Origin of the sequence: Sinorhizobium sp. NG07B, from assembly GCF_002532005.1 — a bacterium.
In the GTDB taxonomy this organism is placed as follows: domain Bacteria; phylum Pseudomonadota; class Alphaproteobacteria; order Rhizobiales; family Rhizobiaceae; genus Sinorhizobium; species Sinorhizobium fredii_C.
Window position 1 is genome coordinate 99,806 of sequence record NZ_NWTD01000001.1, and the last position, 19,177, is coordinate 118,982.

The following is a 19,177-nucleotide window of genomic DNA, read 5'->3' on the forward strand; positions in this document are numbered from 1 at the left end:
GGACCGCGCCTCCCTCAAGTCGTCATCCTCGGGCTTGACCCGAGGATCCACACGCAAGGCGTTCCGAAAATCTCAGCTTGAGTGATTGGCAAATGGATCCTCGGGTCAAGCCCGAGGATGACGACCGTAAGGGAGGTGTGCGTCGCCGGAGAACTCGCGCGGCCCTCGCGAAATATCGAAAAGCTCTCAGCCCTGCTTGATCGGCGCGATCGAGATTTCGACGCGGCGGTTCTGGGCGCGGCCGGCCTCGCTGGCGTTCGACGCGATCGGCCGTTCCATGCCGTAGCCCATCGTCGAAATGCGACGCTGGTCGATGCCGCGGCTGCCGAGATAATTGGCGACCGAGGCGGCGCGGCGTTCGGAAAGGCCCTGGTTGTGGGAGGCGCTGCCGGTCGAGTCGGTGTGGCCGTCGACGTCGATCAGCGTCTTGTTGAACTTGCGCAACACGACCGCGACCGAATCGAGCGTCGGGTAGAAGGGCGGGATCACCTGGTCGCGATCGGTCGCAAAGGTTATGTTCGAGGGCATGTTGAGGATGATGCGGTCGCCCTGGCGCGTTACCGAAACGCCGGTGCCCTGCAACTGGGCGCGCAACTCCGATTCCTGCTGATCCATATAGTTGCCGATCAGGCCGCCGCCGAGCGCACCGATGCCGGCGCCGACGAGTGCGGCGTCACGCCGTCCCGCCGCACTGCCGCCGACCAGGAGGCCGGTTGCGGCGCCGAGACCCGCACCGAGCAATGCGCCGCCGGCCGTGTTCGACATCTTCTGTTCTCCCGTATAGGGATCGGTGGTCGTGCATCCGGAAAGATAGATGGCCGCGACAGCCAGGATGGCGCATTTCTTGATCATCGAATCAATTGTCCCCATTGGTGCTAAAGTTGCTTCATACTATCGATTGCGGCAGGAAGATGAAGGGGCGCGGCGCTTTCCACACAGACCGGCAGCTGTAATGTTTCGGCACTGCAGCATTTCACCTTGCTTCGCCACATTGCCGTCCAGAGGGGACGATAACCGAAGCTTCACAGGCTCGCGCTACGGTGCCAATGCTGGGCCAGACGAGAGGGATATGAATGGCGATCGAGTTCGATGATACAGAGCGCAGCCTCAGCGATACGCTGACCGGGATGATCGCTTCGATCCGAGGCAATACGGTCACGCTGCGCGAACTGATGATCGAGATCGGCGAGCACGGTTTCCTGCTTCTCTGTGCACTGTTGACGCTGCCTTTCCTGATTCCGGTTTCTATCCCCGGGGTCAGCACCGTCTTCGGCGCGGCGATCATTCTCATTTCGCTGGCGATCACCCTCAATCGTCTGCCCTGGCTGCCGCGGCGCATTCTCGACCGGCAGATCGAGACCGAAAAACTCGTACCGACCCTGCAGAAGGGCGCGGCGCTGGTTTCGAAACTCGACCGCTATGTGCGCCCGAGGCTGCACTTCCTCACCCATGGCGCCGTCATGAACCGCTTCAACGGCCTGATGATAATGGCGGGCGGCGTGTTGCTGATGTTCCCGCTCGGGTTGATCCCGCTGTCGAACACGCTGCCGGGCATTGCCATCCTGCTTCTGTCGCTCGGCATCATCCAGCGCGACGGGCTGATGGTGGCCGGCGGCTACCTCTTCCTCGTCGCCACCACCATCTATTTCGCCGTGCTCGCCTATCTCGCCTTCGCCGCCGGCCAAGGGCTGTCGCAGTTCTTCGTGTCCTAGACGGCTGAGGCCGATCAGCCGGCGATGCCCTTCAGGACATTGGCGACGTTGAGGCCGATCTCCGGCACGCCGTAGCCGCCCTCCATGCAGACGACGACCGGCAGGCCGGCCTTCCGCAAGCGCGCGCCCATGCTCAGAAAATCTTCCGATTTCAGCTTGAAGAAGCTGATCGGGTCGCGCTCGAACGTATCGACGCCGAGCGAGAGCACGAGCGCCTCGGCCCCCAAACCGGCAATGCGCGCGAGCGCGTCATCCATCGCCGCTACCCAGGTGTCGAAGGTGGTGTCGCGCGGCATGGGATAGTTCCTCGTCGTGCCGAGCCCCGCTCCGGCCCCTTCCTCGTCGGCGAAGCCGAGGAAATGCGGGAAGGCATCGACCGGATCGCCGTGCAGCGAGGCGAAGAAGACGTCGCCGCGCTCGTAGAAGATATCCTGGGTACCGTTGCCGTGGTGGAAATCGACATCCAGGACGGCAACTTTTGCCGCGCCGCGGTCGCGCAGGCGCTGGGCGGCGCAGGCGGCATTGTTGATGAAGGAGTAGCCGCCGAAAAGATCGATCGCCGCGTGATGGCCGGGCGGACGGCAGAGCGCAAAGGCGGCGGTATTGCCGACAGCGAGATGGTCGGCGGCCGAAATCGCGCAGTCCATTGCGGCGCGCGCGGCGGCAAAGGTGCCTTCGGTAATCGCCGTCTCGGCGGCGAAGGAATAGTAGCCGAGCGCGCCGTCGATATCCTTCGGCGGATGCTGGCGCATGCGCCGCGCCGGAAAGCAGGCGGGGATAGCCTCGCCGCGGTAGCCGTCCGCGACCCAGCGCTGCCAGGCGGTTTCGAGAAAGTCGAGGTAGTCCACCGAATGCAGCTTCAGCGCTGTTTCCATGCCGTGCCGTTCGGGCGCGACCACGTCGGCGAAGCCTGCTTCCCTGACGGCGGCAAGAATCCATTCGGCCCGGAACGGCGCCTCGAAGGGCGGCACGAGTTCGCCGCCATGGAGTTCGGTCCTGGCGTCTCGGAGCTTGTGGTCTTCGGAGAAGTAAACGCGCATCTTGGGTGTCCTGATTGGGGTGCTGTCGGCAATTCGCGACGCAAGCTACTCTACGATCGAGCGAAGCGAAGTCGGTCTCCTCCTGCTCACAATCGGCCCCTCATCCCGCTGCCGCGACCTTCTCCCCGCAGGCGGGGAGAAGGGGGGTGCGGCGCGCCTTCAATTCCCCCTGTCCCGAGCGGCACCGGCTGCGAGGAGGGAACGCAGCGCAACGAGTCCCTTCTCCTCGCGAGCGGGGAGAAGGTCGCGGCAGCGGGATGAGGGGCACGCCACGATCGCCTAAGTCGACAAATGCTTGTAGAAAAACGTCGTCGCGCAATAGCGCCCGTCCGGCATCAGCGCATAGTCGGGAACGACGCCGGCCCGCAGCCAGCCGAAGCGCTCGTAGATCGCCTCCGCCGGCTCGCCGGTCGCGGTATCGAGCACCAGCACGCGCCGGCCACGCTTTTGCGCCTCGGCCTCGGCTTTGTCCATCAGCCGCCGAGCAAGACCCAGGCCGCGCGCGTCCTGATGCACCAGCAGTTTCTTGATGTCGGCGCGGTGCGGCTGGTTCGGCATCGTCGCGACCCCAAGCTGCACGGTGCCGACAGCGCGTCCGTCGAGCTCGGCAACAAGGAGCACCGTCTCTTGCCGGCCGACGGCGGCGGCGACCCCCTGCCAATAGGGCACCGCGTCTTCCGGTCCAAAGGGCTGCATGAAGCCCACCGAGGCGCCGCCCTCGACGCAGTCGGAGAGGATTTCGGCGAGCGTCGGCAGCGCGGCGCGGGTTTCTGCTTCGGTAAGCACGCGGATCGTGACGTCGGGCATAGTTACACCTTGGTGCGGCAAAGGATCACGGCGTAGTGCGCCGGCTCGTCATAGGGATTGTGGAAGATGTGCGCCTCTTCGAGGCCCATGAACAGGCAGTCGCCGGCCTCCAGCACCTGCGGTCCGCTCTCCATCGTCAGTTCCAGCCGCCCGGAGAAAAGCCAGAGGTGCTGGGTGATGCCGCGGTCGGCCGGCTGGCGTTCGAAGACGACGCGGGCTCCGGGCGGGAACTCGACCTCGACGATATCGACCGGCGAGCCGAGGCCCTCCGGCGACACCGAGCGGCGCAGATAGCCGCTTTCCGGATCGCGCCAGAGCCGCTGCTCCGCCCGCCGCGCGATCGGCGAGGGGTTGTCCGCGGCAGAGGCGAAAAGCGCCGAGAGCGTCGTGCCGAGGGCGCTGCACAGTTTTGCCAGTAGCTGTGCCGTCGGGCTCGCCTCGCCGCGTTCGACCCGGGAGATCATCGCCCGGCTGACGCCGGAGCGGATCGCCAATTCGTCGAGCGTCAGGGTCTGGAGCGTCCGCATCTCACGCACGCGCTCGCCGATCGTCCGTTCGAGGGAGTTGATTGCCTGTTCCATTATTTGAGATTGCATTTCTCATATAGTGGAGTCAAGCGGCCCCGTTGGCCCAAAATAAATTTCTTCCATGCCGCTCCGGCGACAATGCGACAGGCCGCGCCGCGTTAGTTTGCGTCGGAGAAGCGGCTGCGAGAGGACAAGCACATGGGCAGCGATCGTTCGTCTCTCCTGTCGATTGCCAGCATCGTCACCTCGATGACCGCCGTCGCCATCGGCAATGGCATGATGCTTGCCTATGTTCCCTTCGTGCTGACGCGCTCCGCAGCACCGGAGTGGGTACCGGGCGCGGCGGTCACCGCAATCGCCTTCGGCGGCCTGATCGGCTGCGTGATGGCTGGTCCGCTGATCCGCCGCGTCGGCCATGCGCGGGCCTTTTCCTGCTCGATGGCGCTCGTCATCCTAGCGGCCGTGCTGATCAGCCTCGGCGTCCATCCCCTTCTCTGGATCTTCGCTCGCGCGCTCTACGGCGCAGCCGCCAACACCAACTTCATCATCACCCAGAGCTGGCTGAACCACGCGAGCGACAACCACTGGCGCGGCAAGGCCATGGCGCTTTTCTACATGGCCTATGTGATCGGGCTTGGGGCCGGCGCCTGGCTTTTCGGCCGCATCCCGGTCGACGGCAACATCGCACCGATCGTCACGATCTTCTTCACGGCGCTCGCCATATTGCCGATCGGCCTCACACGCCTGCCGACGCCGCCCGCGCCCGCCAAGGTCAGCATCGACATCGCCATGGCTTGGCGCAGCTCCCCCGTCGCCCTCATCGGCGTGCTCGCCTCCGGCGGCCTCTCGATGCTGGTGCAGGGCTTCACGCCGATCTATGCCGCCGCCAATGCGATGAGCCAAGAGGACGTGGCGACGCTGATGTTCGTCATGCAGTTCGGCCTGCTCCTCATTCAGTATCCGATGGGCTCGCTTTCCGACCGGATCGACCGCCGCATCGTTCTCATCGCCACCTGCGGCCTCATCGTGGCGGCGGGGCTCGCAGCGCTCGTCGTCTCCTTTGAAAGCCTTCCGCTGCTGATGCTCGTCTTCGCGCTCTTCGCCGGCGCCGTCGAGACGGTCTATTCGATCGCCAATGCCCATGCCAACGACCGCACCGATCCCGCCGATTACGTGCCGCTCGCCAGCACCATGCTGGTCGCCTGGTCGGCGGCGGCGACGCTGGTGCCGATGCTCGTGACGCTGCTGACGCCGGTCTTCGGCGCACAGCTGTTCATCCATGCGACGATCGCCGTCGCCGTCCTCTATGCGGCCTTCGTGCTCATCCGCCTGCGGCTGCGCGAGCGCGTGCCGCCGCAGCTCTGCGAGAGCTTCGAACTGAAGAGCGCGCAGGTGCCGAATGCGGGCGCGCTTGCCGAGGCGGAGGCGAGGGCGAAATAGCCGCGCCACGCCCGGATTTATAGTGAACGAAGCCTTCATTTCCCGCTTTGCGCCGCCTGATCGCGCTGCTATATGCGCCCCATGAGCACACCATCTTCCAAGACGCCCCTGTCGCATATCCGCAACTTCTCGATCGTGGCCCATATCGACCACGGCAAATCGACGCTGGCCGACCGGCTGATCCAGCTGACCGGCGGGCTTGCCGAGCGCGAGATGTCCGAGCAGGTGCTGGACAGCATGGATATCGAGCGCGAGCGCGGCATCACCATCAAGGCCCAGACGGTGCGCCTGCACTACAAGGCGAATGACGGCGACACCTATGTGCTGAACCTGATCGACACGCCCGGCCATGTCGACTTTGCCTACGAAGTCTCACGCTCGCTTTCGGCCTGCGAGGGCTCGCTGCTCGTCGTCGACGCCAGCCAGGGCGTCGAGGCCCAGACGCTCGCCAATGTCTACCAGGCGATCGACAACAATCACGAGCTCGTCACCGTGCTCAACAAGATCGACCTGCCGGCCGCCGAGCCCGACCGCATCAAGGAGCAGATCGAGGAGGTGATCGGCATCGACGCTTCCGACGCGGTGCTGATCTCGGCCAAGACCGGTCTCGGCATTCCGGATGTGCTCGAAGCGATCGTCCACAAGCTGCCGGCGCCGAAGAGCACGGGCGGGGAGAAGGCGCCGCTCAAGGCCTTGCTCGTCGACAGCTGGTACGACACCTATCTCGGCGTCATGGTTCTGGTGCGCATCATCGACGGCGTGCTGGTGAAGGGCCAGACGATCCGGATGATGGGCACCGGCGCCAAATACACGATCGAGCGCGTCGGCGTGCTGACGCCGAAGATGGTGGCGATGGATTCGCTCGGCCCCGGCGAGATCGGCTTCATCACCGCCTCGATCAAGGAAGTGGCTGACACCCGCGTCGGCGATACGATCACCGACGACAGGCGCCCGACGGAGACGGCGCTGCCCGGCTTCAAGCCGGCGCAGCCGGTGGTCTTCTGCGGCCTCTTCCCAGTCGACGCGGCCGACTTCGAGGAATTGCGCAGCGCCATGGGCAAGCTCCGCCTCAACGACGCGTCGTTCTCCTTCGAGATAGAATCCTCCGCGGCTCTGGGATTCGGCTTCCGCTGCGGCTTCCTCGGGTTGCTGCATCTAGAAATCATCCAGGAGCGCCTGTCGCGCGAGTTCGACCTCGACCTGATCGCCACTGCCCCGTCGGTCGTCTATCAGCTCACCATGACCGACGGCACCGAGAAGGAACTGCACAACCCGGCCGACATGCCGGACGTCGTCAAGATCACCGAATTCCGCGAGCCGTGGATCCGCGCGACGATCATGACGCCCGACGAATATCTCGGCGGCATCCTAAAACTCTGCCAGGATCGGCGCGGCATCCAGATCGAACTCACCTATGTCGGCAGCCGGGCGATGCTGACCTACGACCTGCCGCTCAACGAAGTCGTCTTCGACTTCTACGACCGGCTGAAATCGATTTCCAAGGGCTATGCCTCCTTCGACTATCACCTCTCGGACTACCGCGAGAGCGACCTCGTCAAGATGTCGATCCTCGTCAACGCCGAGCCGGTCGACGCGCTGTCGATGCTGGTCCACCGCTCGGCGGCGGAAAAGCGCGGCCGCGTCATGTGCGAGAAGTTAAAGGACCTGATCCCGCAGCACATGTTCCAGATCCCGATCCAGGCGGCGATCGGCGGCCGCATCATCGCCCGCGAGACGGTCAGGGCGCTGCGCAAGGACGTGACCGCCAAGTGCTACGGCGGCGACGCCACCCGCAAGCGCAAGCTTCTGGAAAAGCAGAAGGAAGGCAAGAAGCGCATGCGCCAGTTCGGCAAGGTGGAGATTCCGCAGGAGGCGTTCATCGCGGCGTTGAAGATGGGCGATGAGTGATTGTTCCATGAGTTTGCTGCGATTTTCGTTCACCGAACTCGGCGACTTGGCGAGCGATCCTTCACACCACCGCGGGAAGATTGTTGCCGCCACGGATTTCGCGTTTCGGGGGTTCGGAAGTCGAGGGCTCGCGCATGGATACTCGGGTCAAGCCCGAGTATGACCGAGAGGAAATGGAGCGACTTCCGACTCTCAGCACGGCCGGGTGAATTTCGCCCATAGTCGATCGAGTGAATTTGCGACCAAAGAGCATTGACGGCTACCGCCTCCAGACGTAGCGGAATTGTCGACCACACCCACTCCCGCGTCATCCTCGGGCTTGACCCGAGGATCCATGCACAAGCACCATCGTCGGCATGGCCGGATACGTCTACATCGTTACGAATCAAAAGCGCGGAACGCTCTGTATCGGCGTCACGTCAGATCTTGAGCGCCGCATCTTCGAGCATCGAGAAGGGCTAACACCGGGCTTCGCATCGAAATACGGCTGCAACCGACTCGTCTGGTACGAAGAACATCTGCAGATCGGCACCGCTATCCAGCGCGAGAAATCTCTCAAGCGCTGGTACCGACAATGGAAGGTCGAATTGATCGAGAAGATGAATCCGGACTGGCGCGACCTCTATTTTGAGCTTTGGTGAGAGCTTGTGCGTGGATCCTCGGGTCAAGCCCGAGGATGACGGGTGGGGAGGTCGGCGCACTGAAGCTGCGTAGCGACTGCCCAAGCCGCCGACCGCCTGAGTTGGTGCCAACCAAAAAGCAGCCTGGGCATGACTAATCGTGGCGGGGTCAATTGCGGTCCCTCGTCCTTCGCCATCCGCGGGCTTGATCCGAGGATCCATGCACACGCCTCAAAACAAATATCGCTTCGAAATCCGATCGACCGCCCGTCCGTCCTTCAGCGGCACCGCCTTGTCGATCTTGTAGTCGACGAAGCCCATCTTGCTGTAGTAGGCGAGGCCGCCGACATTGTCGGCGCGGATCGTGGCATTGATTGCGGTAAGCCCGGAATCGCGGGCATGCGCTTTCGTCGCGGCGAATAGCGCCGTGCCGGCGCCGGGAAGCTTCGCGTGCGGCCGGGCGAAGGTGCCGATGTCTGCCCAGCCTTCGGGGAGGCTGTCAAAACGCTCTAGGGCCTGAAAGGCGCAGGGCTGGCCTGAACCATCCTCGGCGACGAAGCAACTGACGAAGCCCGGGCCTGCCAGAAAATGATCGACGAAGCTCTCATGCGTGAATGGCGCTTTATGCGCCGTGGTGCCGCCGATCCTGATGATCTCGTTCAGGAAGGCGCAAAGCGCCGGCACATCCGCGAAGCGCGCCGGGCGAACTTTGATCGCTATTTCGGCCATTGTGACTCGTCCTTCCTTTGTCAGCGCAAAACCCGCGCCGGATTCCCCACAACCCTCGCGCCCGCCGCCACGTCCCGCGTCACCACCGCGCCCGCCCCGACGATCGCGCCGTCGCCGATCGTCACGCCGGCCAGGACAATCGCACCGCCGCCGATCCAGACGTCCTTGCCGATCGTCACCGGCTGGGCGATTTCCAGGCCGGCGCGGCGCAGCGCCACGTCCTTGTGATGCTCGGCGCAGTAGATATGGACGCCGGGACCCAGCATCGAGCCATCGCCGATCGCGACCGGGGCGCTGTCGAGAATGGTGCAGCCGGCATTGAGGTAGGCGCCGGCGCCAAGCGTGATGTTGATGCCGTAGGAGCAATGGAACGGCGCCTCGATGAAAACGTCCGCCGCGACGGCTGCGAAGATCGCCTCGAGCGCCGACGCCATGCGGCCGCGCTCGTCCGGTGCCATCGTGTTGTGCTCGTGAACCGCTCGGCGGGCGGAGGCGCGCAGTGCGTCGAGTTCCGGGTCGAGGCAGGTGTACCACTCGCCCGCCGCCATCTTCTCGCGCTCGCTTTTCGTCATGGCCTCGCCTGCCCTTTTGCCTTGGTGCGTGCCTCATTGAGGCGATCGAGGCTCTCTTGCGGCCATTCCGCCTGCGTATCGTAATAGGCTTCGAAGACCCTGGCGCCCGCCGGCAGCGGCACCCAATCGAGTTTCGAGCGCGTGTAGATGTGCACGTCCGGCGGAAATTCGGACGGCCGGTCGAGCGTCGCGAGACGCAGGAAGGAGAGCCACTTGCGCCGGCCGTAGTCGCTCCAGAGCGCCGACTGGCAATCGGTGCAGCGATAGACGTCATGCGGCCGGCCGCTGTCGGTCGATAGCGAAACCATGACCGGCTCGCCTTGAAGAAGCTCGAGGTTTTCCGCCTCGACGAGGCCGTTGATGACGAAGGCGCTGCCGAGCTGGCGCTGGCAATCGCGGCAATGGCAGCAATGGACGAACATCGGCCGACGTTTCAGGCGGTAGCGGATGCGGCCGCAAAAGCAGCCGCCTTCGATCGCTTCACTCATGCTTCGCTCCTCCCGCCGTCAGATGACCACGGGCGAAGCTGCCGTTCAAGTAGGCTGAGATGCGGCCGGAACACTTCGGCCGCGTCTCGGTACAAGGTTCAGAATTGCTTGCCGAGCTTGGCGTCGACCGACTGGCCGTTGGCGCCGCGGATGGCGAAGAAGAAGGTGATCGCGGCCCAAAGGATCGACTTCTCGGCGCCGCCGAGGCCCTCACCCTGGACGATGCCGTGGAAATAGACGGTGACGAGCAGCACGATGGTGGCCGCAAAGGCGGCGGGCCGGGTTAGGAAGCCGATGGCGAGGAAGATGCCGCCGAAGAATTCGGTGGCCGAAAGCAGCGGCGACCAGAAGACGCCCGGATAGAAGCCGAGCCCTTCGACCATGCCGGCGGCGCCGAACGGATCGAGGATCTTGCCGTAGCCATGGGTGACGAGCAGCGCGCCGGCGAGAACGCGCAGCAGCGTCTCGGCGAAAGTATCGAGCGGCAGGTAGATCTTTTCGAGCGCCGGCAGGATCGTCCGCGGGCGGCTTTTGGTTGCAGTGGTCATGCTATCCCTCTCGCAAAGTGTTGCAATGCGAAGTCTCTTGCCGCACATGTCTTCAAAAACAAGGACCGCGCGATAAAAACATGATTGCTCGAGTTGACAATTGTGTGAAGAGCCGGTGAGGCGCCGGTTGTTCCGCGCCAACCACAAAGCTATGGTGGCCGAAACAGGATATTGTCAGATGAGTGAGAAGCCGCGCGTCACGATCCTTTATTGCACCCAGTGCAACTGGCTACTGCGCGCCGGCTGGATGGCGCAGGAGCTGCTGTCGACCTTTGCCGACACGCTCGGCGAGGTGGCGCTGATCCCCGGCACCGGCGGCAATTTCGAGATCCGCGTCGATGGCGAGCTCGTCTGGGAGCGCAAGCGCGACGGCGGCTTTCCGGGGCCAAAGGAATTGAAGCAGCGAATCCGCGACGTCATCGAGCCGGAGCGCGATCTCGGCCACGTCGACAGGAGCTGAACTCCTGGATCTCGCCACGCTTGCCGGCGTCTTCGGCGCAGCCTTTCTCTCCGCGACCTTGCTGTTCGGCCTGTCGGAAGCGGCGGTGGTTGCTGCGGCGCTTTCAGCCGAGACGACCCGGGCGGCGCTGTTTTTCGCAGCGACGGCGGGCAATGTGCTCGGCGCGCTGGTGAATTACGCCCTCGGCCGCTTCGCGATCCGTTTCGAGGACAGACATTGGTTTCCGGTCTCGCCGCGGGCGCGGCAAAGGGCCGAAACGCTCTTCGCGCGATACGGCCAGCCGGTGCTGCTTTTCTCCTGGCTGCCGATCGTCGGCGATCCGCTGACGCTCGGGGCGGGCTTGCTCCGGACGCCGCTCGCCGCCTTCCTCGCCTATGTGACGATCGGCAAGGCGGTCCGCTATGCCGCGCTGCTGTGGCTGATGCCTTGAAGAGGTGACTGGGATCGGCCCCCGCGTCGCCGCCCCGAATTGTGCGCGGGCTGTATGCCTCGTCTCACTGGCGCACCCCACCAATGGGTCATCCTCGGGCTTGACCCGAGGATCCAAACACAAACACCGGTGCACGCGCTTTTCAGAACTGGCGTAACCAAGTTTCGACTGTTTGAGGCATGGGCATGGATCCTCCGGTCTAGCCCGAGGATGACGCTGGAGTGGAGAAAATCGGGATTTGGCACAAGGACCGCAGTGCCCGAGACTCACCCCGAGAACCGACAAGCCTGCCCTTAGCTATGGGCGAAAATATCCGTCTCTTCCCAGCCGAGCAGGTCGAGCTTGGCGCGGGTCGGCAGGAAGGCGAAGCAGGCTTCGGCGTGGTCGATGCGGCCGTCGCGCATGAGGCGCGCCGTCAGCTTGTCCTTGAGCGCATGCAGGTGGAGCACATCCGAGGCGGCGTATTCGAGCTGCGCCGGCGAGAGGATTTCGGCGGCCCAGTCGGAGGACTGCTGCTGCTTGGAGATATCGATGTCGAGCAGTTCCTTGAGGTTGTCCTTGAGGCCGTGCCGGTCCGTATAGGTGCGGCTCAGACGCGAGGCGATCTTGGTGCAGAAGACCGGAGTGGCGGTAACGCCGAAAGTGTGGAACAGCACGGCGATGTCGAAGCGGCCGAAGTGGAAAATCTTCTGGCGGGCCGGATCGGCAAGCATGGCAACGAGGTTCGGCGCCTCTTTCTGTCCGGCGGCGATGCGGATCACGTCGGCGGTACCGTCGCCCGGCGAAAGCTGCACGACGCAGAGACGGTCGCGGCGGGGAACGAGGCCGAGCGTTTCCGTGTCGATGGCGATCGCGCCGGTGTAGCGGGCCGCGTCGGTTGCGGAAATATCACCTTCGTGGAACCGTATTGTATTCGCCATCGAGAATCCCCAGATCGTGAGCTGCATGGTTCCTTAAAGCGGATTCGATTTAAGGAACCATGCAGTGATTCAAAGTAGCAGCACTTCGCCGCGTCTGATGCGGCGGGCGGCGCTGTAGAGTGTAGCTGGCCTATAGCGCAAGTTTGTCGGCCGCGATACCGTGTCCCTGCGTCGGCGTTCCGCCGCCGTGCTCCGAGAGTCCGCCGGCATGAGTTCCTTCCGTTCCGCACTATCGCTTTTCCTGGCCGCCCTGGTGCTGAGCCTCTTCACCAGTGCCGCCCTGGCGGACGGGACGCGTCTCAATTTCGCCCAGAGCTTTCATGACCTTCCCGGCGTGCGGCCAGTGAACCCGTTGCAGGACGGCGAGATCACCGTCTGCGAGCAGGTCTTCATCGACCGCTACGGGCCGTTCGAACCCTCTCATGGCCGCCCTCGTTTCGATACCATCTACCGATGCCGCAAGGGCGACGGGCCGGTCTTTCAAAGCGGCCGACTGCCGCCGTCGCTCGAACGGCAGAAGCGCGGCCTGAACTATTGAATGCGGCGGCTTTCTCGACTGGAGAGGGAGGAAAGACAATGCCCGAGACGAAGCGACCGCTTGTCATCAGCGCGCCGGCGCCGCGCACGCTTGAGCTGATCTTCAGCCGGCAAGCGCGAGGTGAACTCGATCGACGCTATCGCATCGTCGAGGCCGATTCGGAAAACATTGCCGGGCTCGATGACGCAACGCTTGGCGAGGTTCGCTACATCATCGGCCAGCCGCCGCTGGACGAGCGGACGCTCGAACGCATGCCGCAGCTGCGCGCCATCCTCAATGTCGAAAGCAACCTCCTCAACAACATGCCCTATGAGGTGCTTTTCCAGCGCGGCATTCACGTGGTGACGAGCGGGCAGGTGTTCGCCGAGCCGGTGGCGGAACTGGGGCTCGCCATGGCGCTCAATCTCGCCCGGGGCATCGTCGATGCCGATCTCGCCTTCCGCGAGGGACGCGAGCTCTGGGGCGGCGAAGGCAACGCTTCGGCGCGGCTCCTCTCCGGCTCCGAGATCGGCATCGTCGGCTTCGGCGATCTCGGAAGGGCGTTGAACCGGGTGCTTTCCGGTTTTCGCGCCAGGATCCGCGTCCATGATCCCTGGCTGCCCGCCTCCATTCTCACCGACGCCGGGGTTGAGCCGGCCTCGCTCGAGACGGTGCTCTCGATCAGCGATTTCGTCTTCGTCGTCGCGGCCGTCACCAGCGAGAATGAAGGTTTTCTCGCTGCCGAAGCCTTCGCCAAGATGCGGCCCGGAGCGGCCTTCATTCTGCTCAGCCGCGCCGGCGTCGTCGACTTCGATGCGCTGATCGCCGCGGTCGAAAGCGGCCGGATCGTCGCGGCGAGCGACGTCTTCCCGGAAGAACCGCTTCCACTCGACCATCCGGTCCGCCGGCTTCCCGGCTTCCTGCGCTCGGCGCATCGCGCCGGCGCGCTCGACCAGGCGTTCAAGAAGATGGGCGAGATGGTGCTCGAGGACATGGACTTGATGGACCGCAACCTGCCGCCGATGCGCTGCAAGCGGGCGGAACGGGAGACGGTGGCGCGGATGCGGTCCCGGCCGGTCAGCGTCAATTGACGCCGCCCTGCTGACAACGGCAACAAACGGCCCTATGCAAGCCCGCGCGATAGCGCCAAGATCAATTTTAGGTTCAGGACCTAGCCAATCCGCATAGGGGCACGGACATGCGCGGCTCTAAGGAGAACAAGCGTCTCGATACCTGGACGCTCCGGTCGCTGCTGAGCCTCGTCATGGTCGCCGTGCTCGTCGTCGTGTCCGCCACCCTCGTAGGGCTCGACTACCGCCGCGCCCGCAACGCCGCAATCGAGGATGCCGAGGCCAACATGGGCGCCTTCGTCGATCGCCTCGTGGATCGGCTCGGTATGCTTTCCGGGGACACGTCGGCGCTGGTCAGCCTCGTGGCATCTGTCGCCAACGCCTTTCTGGTACCGCCGCCGCAGCGCATGAACGACAAGGTGGCGCTGCTGCGCGAAGGCATCATCCGCTCGCCGCATATCGACGGCGTCTATGTCGGCTATCCGAGCGGCGCCTTCTTCCACGTGGTCGATCTTCGCTCGTCTGCCTGGCGGATGGCACTCGACGCGCCGCGCGGCGCGACGCTCGCGGTGCGTTCGATGGAGCGCGACGACCAGGGAAGGAGGCTTTATCGGATCCTCTTCCTCGACGAAAGCGGCCTGCAGTTTGCCGAACGCCGCGTGCCCTCGACCGCCTACGATCCGCGGACGCGCCCCTGGTACCGCGCGGCCGTCAATGGCAAGGCGCCGATGTCGGTCGGCCCCTACGAGATGGCAACGACGGGCAAGCTCGGCATGACCATTTCGCAGGCTCATCGCGGCAATCCGCAGATCGTCATCGGCGCCGACGTCGTCGTGGACACGATCACCGATTTCCTGTCTCGCGAACGGCTGACGGCCGACTCCGTGTCGCTGGTTCTCGATGCTGTCGGAAGGCCGATCATCCATTCGGATCCGATGGCGATGAAGCGCATTCTGGCTACGAAGGACAGCACCGCGCCGGTCGCGGTGCCTGAGGCCGATCCGCTCGTCGAAAGCATCCGGCGCAATCCGCCGGCCCCGGGCAAGGCGGTCCTGGTCGATGTCGGCGATCGCACCTATCTCGTCGCGGTGACGCCGATCCAATCGGCGCAGCTTCTAGCGGGCCACCGGATCGTGGTCGCGGCGCCGCTCGACGAGTTGATGGCCGCCGCCAACGAGACTCTCGTCCAGGGCCTCGCCATCTCCGGTTCGGTGGTGGTGCTTGCCGTCCTCTTCTCGCTAGTCCTCGCGCATCTGATCACCAAGTCGCTCAACCAGCTCACCGCCAGTGCCAATCGGCTGCAGGATCTCGATTTCGCGACGCCGATCAAGGTCTCCTCGCACGTGGCGGAAATCTCGACCCTCAACAGCGCGATGAACAGGGCCCGCGATGCGATCTCCACCTTTGCGCTTTACGTGCCGCGCGAACTGGTGCGCAAGGGCATCGAATCCGGGCAGTTCGCCGGTCGCGCCGGCTGGCGCCAGGAGGTGACGGCGCTGTTCACCGACATCTACGATTTCACGACGATCAGCGAACACCACTCGCCGGAGGCGGTGGTGGCGATGCTGTCGGAATATTTCGACATCTTCAGCGAGGTGGTCGCCGCCCATGAAGGCACAATCATCCAGTTTCTCGGCGATTCGGTCTTTGCCATGTGGAACGCGCCAGTCGCCGATCCGCACCATGCCGAACACGCCTGCCGCTGCGCGTTGGCGGTCGAAGAGCGGCTCGCCGCCTTCAACGCCAGCCAGCGGGAGAGGGGGCTGCCGGAGTTCCGTACCCGCTTCGGCCTCCATACCGGTCCGGCCGTCGTCGGCAGCGTCGGCGCCAAGGAGCGCCTGCAATATACCGCCATGGGCGACACGGTGAACGTCGCCTCGCGGCTCGAGGGCATGAACAAGGACTACGGCACCACGATTCTCGCGAGCGGCGCCGTGGTGGCGCAGTGCAGCGAGGTGATCGCCTTCCGCCCGCTCGGCCTTGCCCAGGCGAAGGGGCGAGCCACTGCTCTGGAAATCTACGAGGTGCTGCCGACCGCCGCGAACGCCGGACAGCCACCCGGCGAAGAGGCGGGCACGGCGGCGTAGGGCGTCAGCATGCCCGCTTTTGCCTTGATCGCAAAAATGCAAAAAGCCCGGGAATCCGGGCTTTTTCTGCATTTCTAAAGGGAAATGGTGCCCAGAAGAGGACTCGAACCTCCACGCCTCGCGGCACAGGTACCTGAAACCTGCGCGTCTACCAATTCCGCCATCTGGGCGACGGACCGGCATGTAAAAGGCCGGGGGCGAAGTGTCAACAGGCATTTTGAAGTTTTCACCTCAGGACGCGAAAAAGCTCCGGCAAGCGGCGCCGCTTCGACGTAACCCGCTTTCCGCCGATCCCGACGAGCGTTCCAACGCGCCACGACAGGCAAGAATTCCAGTGACATGAGCGCCGGAGAGGCGCATGCTTCTGCGGACGACTGGACCGCGCGGAGATCCGGGCCTGAGTACGCGTGTGCGCGCCGAGAGTCATGAAATAGAACCAACCAAACAAATGTCTGAGGAGAAGGGGCAGGAACCAGAAAGCACGTCTTTCGGAAAGTGAGGAGAAAATGACGGGATTTCGGAATTTCGTTATGAGCTGCGCTTTGGCGGCCGCCTCCATGATCCCCCCCGCAGCGCCCGTCCAGGCCATGCCGCGTCCGGCGCTCGACATAGAGATCAAGGCGCCCGCAGGCGTCCAAACTGTCACCCACCGCGGATACTATGGTCGGGGCTATTACCCGCGCTGGCGCGGCGGCTATTACGGCGGCTGGCCGGGCTACCATCATGGCTATCGGCGAGCCGGAATCACCTTCTATTTCGGGACGGGCGGATACTATCCGCGTCACCATTACTATGGGAACCGCTATTATTACGGCACCCGCTATTACGGCCCAGGCTACTACCCCGGCTATTATCCATACCGGTATTACGGCGCTCCGTACCGCTATTATCGTCCCGGTTACTACGGCCATCGGTACTACAGATACGGCTGGTAACGGCTCGTTCAAATGAGGCTCGGCGGCGGATTTCGCCGGGCCTGCCTGATGCCTGAAGCTGCGACGCGAGCAGACTGCCGCGTCCCGCCCCTGGGACGTGCGGCCTATCTTTTCCTGACGATCCCGAGCCGCGCCATGACTTCCCCCGGAATGCCGTAGCGGCGCACCGCGTCGCGGCTGTCGCCCAATCCGCAGATTTCCCGTTGGATCAGGAAGGCCCAGACGACGTCAGCCGCCTCGTCGAGCAGCCGCTGGCGTTCCTCCGGCCGGCCCCGATCCCGGTCGAAGCCGGTAAGGGCGGCGAGCGCTTTCTCGACCTTGAGGCCATGGCGCCCCAGGGCGTCGGCGCGCTCGGCCATCAATTCGTATTCGAGGACGTTCACGCCGCTTCCGGCATCGAAACGGCTGAGCGCTTGCGGCGGACGGAATGTCATCGGCAGCTCCATCGGGACTGGCCCTCATAGGATGGACCGGCGGGAGCCCTCCGGCAAGAGCGAAGCCTTGGACGCATGATCCGGTTGGCGAGGCCATCGGAAAAGGCGCCCCCTGCCGCAGCCATGGTTAACACTTCCTAAACTTCTTCGCTCTATATTCGGTCATCATGCCAAGTCCCATGCCAGCGGCTAGCCCGCCGCGGGGCCGGCCCATCGGCCGATATGCGCATGAGGCGCCCTCCAGCAGCAAGGACGTTCGATGGCGAGCGCGGCTCCGCGATGGCGGTGCCGCACGCAATTGGAGATGAGGATGCCGATACCGATTGGCATGATCAGGAACGCAACCGCGCCCGGCGACGATCTCGTCCAGGCCGTCCGGCGGGTCCTGCCGCCTGCCGGCCAGCGCGCCGAGGCGATCCAGAAGCTGCTCGACATGCTCGGACGTCATCTCTCGGGCAAGGAGGTTCTTCCCCGCGAGGCGCTGGTGCGGCTCATCGAGGATCTTGCCCGTGTTCTGAAGTTTCCGCCGCTGCCGCAGGAAGGCGGCCGCGGCTTTGTCCGGCGTCTCGTCGAACTCATGGAATCCCTGCCGCTGCCGGAGCGTCAGGCGATAGAGAGGCAGCTTGGCGGCGGCCTCGCGCGACGCCTGGCTGTCCTAACGCAAAGCGGGCCATCAGCAGGATTCGCGAGCCCCACGACGCCGTTGCCGGCCGGCCACACGGGAATACGGAATTTGCCGCTGCCGCTGCCGGCCGCCCCGCACCTTGCCGCCGCCTCGACGCCCTCGCCCAACGACCTGGCGCTGCTGCAGGCGATGCTGCGGAAAACCTACGGTGCCGACGACGGTGCATCCGCCGAGCCGGTTCTGGAAGAAGTGCCGCGAGAGCCCGCTGCACCGGCCCGGGCAGCGGAACCGCCGGCCCCGGCCACAACGCCGCGATCGACGAGCAACGGCGATAGTGCTGCGTCTGCGCCTCCTGCCGTGGCCAGGGAGGACGGTCTCGAGCCGGCCGAGGCGATAGAGCCCGCTTTGGCTGAGGCTTCGGAAGATGCCGCGGCTTCGACGGACGACGTATTGCCGGTTCGTGCTGAGGGCGATGAAGTGGCCGCCCAGCATGGGGCCGCCGAGTTGCCGGACGGCGAGGCGGAGCAGATTTTTGGCGAAGCGGAACCGGGCGGCGCGCAAGCGCCGACCAGGGGGTCGGAAGGATTCGAGGCGGACGGAACCTACGGGCCGACGCGCGCCAAAGGAAGCGACGCCCGGGCACCGGTCCAGGCCGCGGCGCCTCGGAAAATCGTGCCGGAGTCCGCACTCGCCGACGCCGCCGATGCGCTCCTGCAAGTAAGTCTCGATCTGCCGGAAGGCGTGCCGGAGGACCGGCGGGCGCCGGCATCGGGGGAAGGCGAACGACAAGCTGTGCGGACGCGGCCGGCGCCTGATTTGCCCGAGTGGCTGCCGGAGGCTTCGCCCCCCGACAGTGCCGCCGAGGACGGGCAGCCCATCTCCGAACCGGTCGCTGCGGAAAAGCCGGAGGCCGCCCTGCGCGGTTCGGCTGCCGTTCAAGGGCAAGCGCCGGCGGGCGAAGACGTCGCCATGCAACAGGCCGTCGCTCTCCTCGTCGAGAGCGGTCTGCCGGAGATCATCCCCTTCGCAATGGTGCCCTATCTGCCGGCAAAGGAGGAGGCGGAAGACGAAGCCGACCGGACCGACCGCCATCCAGCCGATGAGGGCGAGGACGACGGCACCGGCAAAGACGACCGGGAAGAGGCGAGGCGAGGGCAAGATCCCGAAGGCGACGGCGACGATGCGGTCGATGCCAAGGCAAGCGACGCCTATGACCTCTACAGGAAACTCGGCGATCTCGGTTGAACGCCGAATCAAGAGCAATCGCAGCCCAAAAAAAGCCCGCGGAGATCGCTCTCCGCGGGCTTA

The 19,177-nt window shown here is 64.7% G+C and carries 21 protein-coding genes and 1 tRNA gene; 11 read left to right on the forward strand and 11 right to left on the reverse strand.

Going from position 1 to position 19,177, the window contains the following annotated elements:
• Positions 1-186: 186 nt before the first annotated feature.
• Positions 187-852, reverse strand: coding sequence for an OmpA family protein (locus CO664_RS00475; RefSeq protein ID WP_037422450.1), 666 nt, complete (start codon positions 850-852; stop codon positions 187-189).
• A 221-nt stretch (positions 853-1,073) separates the two neighbouring features.
• Here CO664_RS00475 and CO664_RS00480 point away from each other — a divergent pair, with 221 nt between their 5' ends.
• Positions 1,074-1,712 carry an exopolysaccharide biosynthesis protein gene (locus CO664_RS00480; RefSeq protein ID WP_037422385.1) on the forward strand — a complete coding sequence of 213 codons (639 nt, stop codon included), beginning with the start codon at positions 1,074-1,076 and terminating at the stop codon, positions 1,710-1,712.
• 14 nt (positions 1,713-1,726) lie between these two features.
• Here the strand turns inward: CO664_RS00480 and CO664_RS00485 are convergent, their stop codons facing one another.
• The 3 genes from CO664_RS00485 to CO664_RS00500 all read right to left on the reverse strand — a co-directional run bounded on the left by CO664_RS00485 (position 1,727) and on the right by CO664_RS00500 (position 4,140).
• A complete protein-coding gene (locus CO664_RS00485) occupies positions 1,727-2,752 on the reverse strand; it encodes a histone deacetylase family protein (RefSeq protein ID WP_097537671.1) in 1,026 nt (341 codons plus the stop codon).
• Positions 2,753-3,031: 279 nt separating this feature from the next.
• A complete protein-coding gene (locus tag CO664_RS00495) occupies positions 3,032-3,559 on the reverse strand; it encodes a GNAT family N-acetyltransferase (protein WP_037422380.1) in 528 nt (175 codons plus the stop codon).
• A 2-nt stretch (positions 3,560-3,561) separates the two neighbouring features.
• Positions 3,562-4,140 (reverse strand): XRE family transcriptional regulator, encoded by a 579-nt coding sequence (locus tag CO664_RS00500; RefSeq protein WP_172900182.1) that lies wholly within the window; start codon positions 4,138-4,140, stop codon positions 3,562-3,564.
• Between the two features lie 144 nt (positions 4,141-4,284).
• Between CO664_RS00500 and CO664_RS00505 the strand changes: the two genes are divergently transcribed.
• From CO664_RS00505 to CO664_RS00515, 3 genes are all read left to right on the forward strand, one after another.
• Entirely contained in the window at positions 4,285-5,526 is a 1,242-nt protein-coding gene (locus CO664_RS00505) for an MFS transporter (RefSeq protein WP_097537673.1), read from the forward strand.
• A 72-nt stretch (positions 5,527-5,598) separates the two neighbouring features.
• Positions 5,599-7,434, forward strand: a complete 1,836-nt coding sequence (gene lepA, locus CO664_RS00510) for a translation elongation factor 4 (RefSeq protein WP_097537674.1) — start codon at positions 5,599-5,601, stop codon at positions 7,432-7,434.
• Positions 7,435-7,790: 356 nt separating this feature from the next.
• Positions 7,791-8,075 carry a GIY-YIG nuclease family protein gene (locus CO664_RS00515; protein WP_097537675.1) on the forward strand — a complete coding sequence of 95 codons (285 nt, stop codon included), beginning with the start codon at positions 7,791-7,793 and terminating at the stop codon, positions 8,073-8,075.
• Positions 8,076-8,285: 210 nt separating this feature from the next.
• On the opposite strand, the gene CO664_RS00525 is transcribed toward CO664_RS00515, so the two are convergent.
• The 4 genes from CO664_RS00525 to CO664_RS00540 all read right to left on the reverse strand — a co-directional run bounded on the left by CO664_RS00525 (position 8,286) and on the right by CO664_RS00540 (position 10,391).
• Positions 8,286-8,783: a GNAT family protein gene (locus CO664_RS00525; protein ID WP_037422355.1), complete on the reverse strand. Its 498-nt coding sequence runs from the start codon at positions 8,781-8,783 to the stop codon at positions 8,286-8,288.
• Positions 8,784-8,803: 20 nt separating this feature from the next.
• Positions 8,804-9,355: a sugar O-acetyltransferase gene (locus CO664_RS00530; RefSeq protein ID WP_095678034.1), complete on the reverse strand. Its 552-nt coding sequence runs from the start codon at positions 9,353-9,355 to the stop codon at positions 8,804-8,806.
• The gene (locus CO664_RS00535; RefSeq protein WP_097537676.1) at positions 9,352-9,843 is read right to left on the reverse strand and encodes a GFA family protein; all 492 of its coding nucleotides are present in this window, start codon (positions 9,841-9,843) and stop codon (positions 9,352-9,354) included. Before CO664_RS00535 ends, CO664_RS00530 begins: the two co-directional genes overlap by 4 nt.
• Before the next feature lie 98 nt (positions 9,844-9,941).
• Entirely contained in the window at positions 9,942-10,391 is a 450-nt protein-coding gene (locus CO664_RS00540) for a DoxX family protein (protein WP_097525465.1), read from the reverse strand.
• A 178-nt stretch (positions 10,392-10,569) separates the two neighbouring features.
• Between CO664_RS00540 and CO664_RS00545 the strand changes: the two genes are divergently transcribed.
• Positions 10,570-10,851 carry a SelT/SelW/SelH family protein gene (locus tag CO664_RS00545; protein ID WP_026622927.1) on the forward strand — a complete coding sequence of 94 codons (282 nt, stop codon included), beginning with the start codon at positions 10,570-10,572 and terminating at the stop codon, positions 10,849-10,851.
• An 85-nt stretch (positions 10,852-10,936) separates the two neighbouring features.
• The gene (locus CO664_RS00550; RefSeq protein ID WP_097538545.1) at positions 10,937-11,281 is read left to right on the forward strand and encodes a VTT domain-containing protein; all 345 of its coding nucleotides are present in this window, start codon (positions 10,937-10,939) and stop codon (positions 11,279-11,281) included.
• Between the two features lie 293 nt (positions 11,282-11,574).
• Here CO664_RS00550 and CO664_RS00555 read toward each other — a convergent pair whose 3' ends face one another.
• Positions 11,575-12,201: a ribonuclease D gene (locus tag CO664_RS00555; RefSeq protein ID WP_097538546.1), complete on the reverse strand. Its 627-nt coding sequence runs from the start codon at positions 12,199-12,201 to the stop codon at positions 11,575-11,577.
• Positions 12,202-12,409: 208 nt separating this feature from the next.
• Here CO664_RS00555 and CO664_RS00560 point away from each other — a divergent pair, with 208 nt between their 5' ends.
• The 3 genes from CO664_RS00560 to CO664_RS00570 all read left to right on the forward strand — a co-directional run bounded on the left by CO664_RS00560 (position 12,410) and on the right by CO664_RS00570 (position 15,875).
• Positions 12,410-12,739 carry a hypothetical protein gene (locus CO664_RS00560; protein WP_097537677.1) on the forward strand — a complete coding sequence of 110 codons (330 nt, stop codon included), beginning with the start codon at positions 12,410-12,412 and terminating at the stop codon, positions 12,737-12,739.
• Positions 12,740-12,777: 38 nt separating this feature from the next.
• Positions 12,778-13,809, forward strand: coding sequence for a hydroxyacid dehydrogenase (locus tag CO664_RS00565; protein ID WP_097537678.1), 1,032 nt, complete (start codon positions 12,778-12,780; stop codon positions 13,807-13,809).
• A 107-nt stretch (positions 13,810-13,916) separates the two neighbouring features.
• Positions 13,917-15,875: an adenylate/guanylate cyclase domain-containing protein gene (locus CO664_RS00570; protein WP_097537679.1), complete on the forward strand. Its 1,959-nt coding sequence runs from the start codon at positions 13,917-13,919 to the stop codon at positions 15,873-15,875.
• An 85-nt stretch (positions 15,876-15,960) separates the two neighbouring features.
• On the opposite strand, the gene CO664_RS00575 is transcribed toward CO664_RS00570, so the two are convergent.
• A tRNA-Leu gene (locus tag CO664_RS00575) sits at positions 15,961-16,045 on the reverse strand.
• 336 nt (positions 16,046-16,381) lie between these two features.
• On the opposite strand from CO664_RS00575, the gene CO664_RS00580 reads away from it, so the two are divergent.
• Entirely contained in the window at positions 16,382-16,810 is a 429-nt protein-coding gene (locus tag CO664_RS00580) for a hypothetical protein (RefSeq protein WP_037422335.1), read from the forward strand.
• A gap of 104 nt (positions 16,811-16,914) precedes the next feature.
• Here the strand turns inward: CO664_RS00580 and CO664_RS00585 are convergent, their stop codons facing one another.
• The gene (locus CO664_RS00585) at positions 16,915-17,244 is read right to left on the reverse strand and encodes a DUF6665 family protein (RefSeq protein ID WP_097538547.1); all 330 of its coding nucleotides are present in this window, start codon (positions 17,242-17,244) and stop codon (positions 16,915-16,917) included.
• Between the two features lie 310 nt (positions 17,245-17,554).
• Here CO664_RS00585 and CO664_RS00590 point away from each other — a divergent pair, with 310 nt between their 5' ends.
• A complete protein-coding gene (locus CO664_RS00590; RefSeq protein WP_097537680.1) occupies positions 17,555-19,114 on the forward strand; it encodes a hypothetical protein in 1,560 nt (519 codons plus the stop codon).
• Positions 19,115-19,177: the final 63 nt, after the last annotated feature.

What these genes read in the sequence shown, in the direction of transcription:
- CO664_RS00475 (WP_037422450.1), bottom strand. Translation starts at nt 852, where the DNA reads ATGATCAAGAAATGCGCCATCCTGGCTGTCGCGGCCATCTATCTTTCC.
- CO664_RS00480 (WP_037422385.1), top strand. Translation starts at nt 1,074, where the DNA reads ATGGCGATCGAGTTCGATGATACAGAGCGCAGCCTCAGCGATACGCTG.
- CO664_RS00485 (WP_097537671.1), bottom strand. Translation starts at nt 2,752, where the DNA reads ATGCGCGTTTACTTCTCCGAAGACCACAAGCTCCGAGACGCCAGGACC.
- CO664_RS00495 (WP_037422380.1), bottom strand. Translation starts at nt 3,559, where the DNA reads ATGCCCGACGTCACGATCCGCGTGCTTACCGAAGCAGAAACCCGCGCC.
- CO664_RS00500 (WP_172900182.1), bottom strand. Translation starts at nt 4,140, where the DNA reads ATGGAACAGGCAATCAACTCCCTCGAACGGACGATCGGCGAGCGCGTG.
- CO664_RS00505 (WP_097537673.1), top strand. Translation starts at nt 4,285, where the DNA reads ATGGGCAGCGATCGTTCGTCTCTCCTGTCGATTGCCAGCATCGTCACC.
- lepA (WP_097537674.1), top strand. Translation starts at nt 5,599, where the DNA reads ATGCGCCCCATGAGCACACCATCTTCCAAGACGCCCCTGTCGCATATC.
- CO664_RS00515 (WP_097537675.1), top strand. Translation starts at nt 7,791, where the DNA reads ATGGCCGGATACGTCTACATCGTTACGAATCAAAAGCGCGGAACGCTC.
- CO664_RS00525 (WP_037422355.1), bottom strand. Translation starts at nt 8,783, where the DNA reads ATGGCCGAAATAGCGATCAAAGTTCGCCCGGCGCGCTTCGCGGATGTG.
- CO664_RS00530 (WP_095678034.1), bottom strand. Translation starts at nt 9,355, where the DNA reads ATGACGAAAAGCGAGCGCGAGAAGATGGCGGCGGGCGAGTGGTACACC.
- CO664_RS00535 (WP_097537676.1), bottom strand. Translation starts at nt 9,843, where the DNA reads ATGAGTGAAGCGATCGAAGGCGGCTGCTTTTGCGGCCGCATCCGCTAC.
- CO664_RS00540 (WP_097525465.1), bottom strand. Translation starts at nt 10,391, where the DNA reads ATGACCACTGCAACCAAAAGCCGCCCGCGGACGATCCTGCCGGCGCTC.
- CO664_RS00545 (WP_026622927.1), top strand. Translation starts at nt 10,570, where the DNA reads ATGAGTGAGAAGCCGCGCGTCACGATCCTTTATTGCACCCAGTGCAAC.
- CO664_RS00555 (WP_097538546.1), bottom strand. Translation starts at nt 12,201, where the DNA reads ATGGCGAATACAATACGGTTCCACGAAGGTGATATTTCCGCAACCGAC.
- CO664_RS00560 (WP_097537677.1), top strand. Translation starts at nt 12,410, where the DNA reads ATGAGTTCCTTCCGTTCCGCACTATCGCTTTTCCTGGCCGCCCTGGTG.
- CO664_RS00565 (WP_097537678.1), top strand. Translation starts at nt 12,778, where the DNA reads ATGCCCGAGACGAAGCGACCGCTTGTCATCAGCGCGCCGGCGCCGCGC.
- CO664_RS00570 (WP_097537679.1), top strand. Translation starts at nt 13,917, where the DNA reads ATGCGCGGCTCTAAGGAGAACAAGCGTCTCGATACCTGGACGCTCCGG.
- CO664_RS00580 (WP_037422335.1), top strand. Translation starts at nt 16,382, where the DNA reads ATGACGGGATTTCGGAATTTCGTTATGAGCTGCGCTTTGGCGGCCGCC.
- CO664_RS00585 (WP_097538547.1), bottom strand. Translation starts at nt 17,244, where the DNA reads ATGACATTCCGTCCGCCGCAAGCGCTCAGCCGTTTCGATGCCGGAAGC.
- CO664_RS00590 (WP_097537680.1), top strand. Translation starts at nt 17,555, where the DNA reads ATGCCGATACCGATTGGCATGATCAGGAACGCAACCGCGCCCGGCGAC.